This is a genomic window from Tolumonas lignilytica (assembly GCF_000527035.1).
Lineage (GTDB): Bacteria > Pseudomonadota > Gammaproteobacteria > Enterobacterales > Aeromonadaceae > Tolumonas > Tolumonas lignilytica.
In genome coordinates, this window is sequence record NZ_AZUK01000009.1 from 1 (window position 1) to 4,140 (window position 4,140).

Consider the following 4,140-nt stretch of genomic DNA (forward strand, 5'->3'; position numbering starts at 1 on the left):
AAGTAAGATCATGAGTTATGCAAGTCAACCATTTCACCGAAAGTGAGCCGCAAACGACACGGAACCCTCATACACACCGCTTTAAGGCTCGAATTTACCGTCAACCAATAAGCCGTTTTTATTACCTAACTTCGTTTTATGCGGCTGCACGGAGTGCAGTCCGACATTAAAAATTTGTTGTGTTTTGTGGTGACAAGAGATCTGAATTAAAATCACGAGGGATTTTATATTTTTTGCCATCAAAGGTTATTTTTACTTTGTTTATCTTGGCGGTTTTTGTTGACTCACTACAATCTTCCTTTTTGGCTTGAGCTATAGAGTGAGCTGATTTTCCAGTTAAAAATAAGTCATAAAAACCATATGAGCTCGATTTTGCGATGCTGATATAGCGGGTGATTTCATCAAAATAACCATTACAGTTACCATCCCATTCGCCAGATTGTTCATGCATAGAAAGTGAATATAAAACATTTCTGAGAGTATTTTTTTCATTTATGTATAGATTTAAAACATTTTCTGAATATGGATTAACTCTCGATGAACCAACAAAATGATATCGAACTCCAATTGCTCGTAATGTTTGAGTTATATTATATAAACCAGTATCTATTTCTATGTCGTCGAGATGTATCGTATCATTCTTGATCATGCCTTTTTCTATTAATGATTTGATTATTTTATTATTTTCAACCAATACAGTGTGAGCATCGTTAACACTAATGCCTGAGTCATCATCTTTTGTGTTACTTACAAAGACTATAATAGTTTGATTTGTCAGCTGAGGGTTATTTTTGCACGTGAGGAATTTCACATCATTACCAAATTCATTCTGTATAAGAATTTTTATTTCATCACTACAGGCGTAACAATTAAATGAAAGGAAAGATATAATAAATAATAGTTTAATCATTGGGCTCTCTTTTAAATTGACTCAGAAACACAACTATAAGTTAAACGGCGGCACACAATGCCGTCCAGTGAGCAAAGCGAACGAGTTAAACGCCTTGTTAGGTAGGAAAATAAAGGAAATATCTTTTATTCATCACCACTGAACTGACTAATTGGTACACGGACTTTAATGTTGCCACTGCACCCGCTTCAAACCACCGCTCGGAATTACGCGCCGACAGATTTGAAACTGCCGGTTTACGTTATGTTTCACTGACATCATTCAGGAAACGGGGAGTGGTCGTTTCAAACCAAAACGCCTAGATGATGAGCCGCTTCAGGCGTACACACCGACGACTTGAAGGTTGTCGAAGACATAACCAGTGCGGATTTGAATTACACACTGTAGTGAGATCATGAGTTATGCAAGGCAACCATTTCACCGGAAGTGAGCCGTAAACAACACGGAACTCTCATACCAGCCGCTTTAAGGCTTGAATTTTCCGCAAAATAATTAAGAAAATTAATTACCTAACTTTTACTTATGGGGCGGCTGAAAGCCGTCCTCCATTAAGTTTTTGTTATGTGATTTTGGCTGCGGCAAAAGACGGTTTTTTTGAGAGCAAAAGCTACCGCACTGACTATCGACAATCAGATGCCCAACACCTGTGTTCTGCTCTTGATTTACTCATATGAACATGATGCCGAATGGTACGGAAAGAGACAAATGAAATCGGGGACTCAATTAATGAAAACTGAGCTATATCAATGCTGTGCATCATATCTGTGCAAGATGATGATGGATTAATCAGCATTAGAATTTAGCACTGGTAACAACACCCGAAAAATTAAGACAGTCAGATATGCGCTGCTGTTGGACAGCACTGAGTTCTGACATTGAGGTATAGCGAAATTCAGAATGTTCGTGGCTGAGGATGATGTTAGAAGGCGAGGGCAGTTCGCATCGGAAAATGAAAGCCTGTGAATTATAGGCAGAATGGAAATACACACCACTGAGATAATGGATCAAAATGTCAGCCCCGAGTTCTTCACGGCACTCGCGGATCAACGCTTCATGAATGGTTTCGCCGGGCTCTAATGCACCGCCAGGAAGCCCCCAGGATTTGGAACCGTAATCGGCTTTTAAAAGTAAAACGTGCCCTTCGGAATTAAGAATAACCGCATGACTGCTGAGTCTGAATTTATCATCAAAGGCCATGACTACCTCTAATCACATAACTTTTACTTGTGGGGTGCGTTAGCATCCCACACCAAGTTTTTGTTGTGCGTTTATTCTGCGTGGGTAGGGCACACAACCTTTCTCGGTTTTAAATGATATAGCTCAACTTGTGGATGGCTAAAGAAGCCAACTTCCCAAGGGTTTTTCTGCACAAATGCTTCACGAATTGGTTCAAACAAATGATGCGATTGTGGGATTTGATAAGCGTCAGCTTCGATGATTGTGTAGTTCCATTCGATTGCCTGGGTGTAAGTAAATACAGCTCTTGAATCAATCGCGAAATGACAATGATGGTCGCGTTTCAGTAACTTTGACTTGAACGTTTCCGGGAATGTAATGAAGAAAATGTCATCCTCAGCAGAGGATAAAAATGCAAGCACCGTGGTATGAGGCTGTGATTTAGCTTGTGTGACTAAAACACCAATTTTATTTTCGACCTCACGTAAATCAGGAATTGGTAATTCTGTTAGTGGTGTGATTGGTAATTCACGTTGAACACGTTCATCAATAGGGTGTTCATAAACACGTTCAGCGAATCTATAAATAACAGAGACACCATAGTAAATCTCGAATTCGATCGGTTTGACTAAAATCTGATTATCTTGAACTTTAGTAACCAAACCTTTGTAGGAACCACGATAGACACGTAATTCGGCATCGTACTCATCAACACCAGTGCGGTTATCGAGGTGCAATGTGATTTTTTGATCAACGGCTAACTGATGCCCCTTTGGAAAAGTCAGAACTAAGTCATCATTATCCCGAATGTCAACGCCACAAATGTAAACATCAGTTTTTCTTGAATAGGTAGCAGCAACCCCAAGCACGGGTGAACCAATCAACGATAATAAATTAGTGTGTGGAGCCATAGCATCACCTGTTTTAGATAAAGCTACCGCAGGAGAAATCAATCAGCAGTAGTGAGAATTAGGGAGGGACGAGAAGCATCCATGCTCCACCGGAGTTGATTGAGATAGCTTGGCAAATGAGACCATAAAAGTGAAGCGTAAGTTTAAGTAAATTAAGCGATTGTTGATTTAACAACAGCATTTGAAACAGCAATGAATTTCACAATAGCAATCAAGAAGAAAGGGAAACGGCATAACTTTTACTTATGGGGCGGCTGAAAGCCGTCCGCCATTAAGTTTTTGTTAGCTGCGCTTTTTACATCAGATTTATGCCAAATCGTTTAACAAACGCAGCAAATAAAACAAATGTCACGATGGTCAACACAATGCTTATCACTAATGTCATCACAAAACCAAATCGAGACATGAAATAAGGAAACAAGATAAACATTGGCAGCGTTGGGATCACATACCAAAACGTATAATAAGCATGGTTGCTGATCTTTGTTTCCGATTGGCCTTCGACAAACAGCCAAATCAACGTCAGGATAGTGACCAAGGGTAGTGATGCAACTAATGCTCCGATGCGGTCACTTTTCTTGGCTAGTTCAGAGATCAAAACCACCATGCCAGCGGTGATCAGATATTTGGATATCAGGTAAAGCATAGGTTCCTTGGCCGTCTCGTTATCGGATCAACGTATTGCAAACCGTAACGATATCAGAACCTATGAATAAACCAACACTATGGGCGTTCATCATATTGTGGAATGTCATCATGGATTTCATCCCAAGCGGCTTTTGAACCGACAAAAATATGAGCCAAGGGTTTAACGTCAACGGGTGTATCTAAGCTGCCAATTCTGAGTCGGAGGATATCGGGTTGCGATGGGCGTCGGCTGAAAAGCGGTGTGCCACAGCATTTGCAAAAAGCACGGAAAACGCCCGGTGTGGATTCAAATTCAGAAACGAACTCTTTGCCTTTCACAAAATGGAATTCTTCTGCTTTAACTGCTGAATTGACAGCAAAAGCGGAACCGTTAGCTTTTCGGCACTTGGAGCAATGACACATCATGGTTGGCCCCAGTTCACCATGAATTTCATACTGAATGGAATTACACAAGCAACTACCTTTAAGCATCGGAATTCTCCTAAGCAGCTAACT

5 protein-coding genes are annotated in these 4,140 nt (G+C 40.4%); all 5 read right to left on the reverse strand.

Annotated features, from left to right (window positions below):
* Positions 1-166 precede the first annotated feature (166 nt).
* Positions 167-910, reverse strand: a complete 744-nt coding sequence (locus H027_RS18595) for a PA3715 family protein (RefSeq protein WP_024873616.1) — start codon at positions 908-910, stop codon at positions 167-169.
* A 792-nt stretch (positions 911-1,702) separates the two neighbouring features.
* On the reverse strand, positions 1,703-2,107 hold the full coding sequence (locus H027_RS0117285) for an NUDIX hydrolase (RefSeq protein WP_024873617.1): 405 nt from the start codon (positions 2,105-2,107) through the stop codon (positions 1,703-1,705).
* A gap of 71 nt (positions 2,108-2,178) precedes the next feature.
* Entirely contained in the window at positions 2,179-2,997 is an 819-nt protein-coding gene (locus H027_RS0117290; protein ID WP_024873618.1) for a pyridoxamine 5'-phosphate oxidase family protein, read from the reverse strand.
* Positions 2,998-3,292: 295 nt separating this feature from the next.
* Positions 3,293-3,643, reverse strand: coding sequence for a DUF3147 family protein (locus H027_RS0117295; protein WP_024873561.1), 351 nt, complete (start codon positions 3,641-3,643; stop codon positions 3,293-3,295).
* 77 nt (positions 3,644-3,720) lie between these two features.
* Positions 3,721-4,116 (reverse strand): GFA family protein, encoded by a 396-nt coding sequence (locus H027_RS0117300; protein ID WP_038150153.1) that lies wholly within the window; start codon positions 4,114-4,116, stop codon positions 3,721-3,723.
* Positions 4,117-4,140 lie beyond the last annotated feature (24 nt).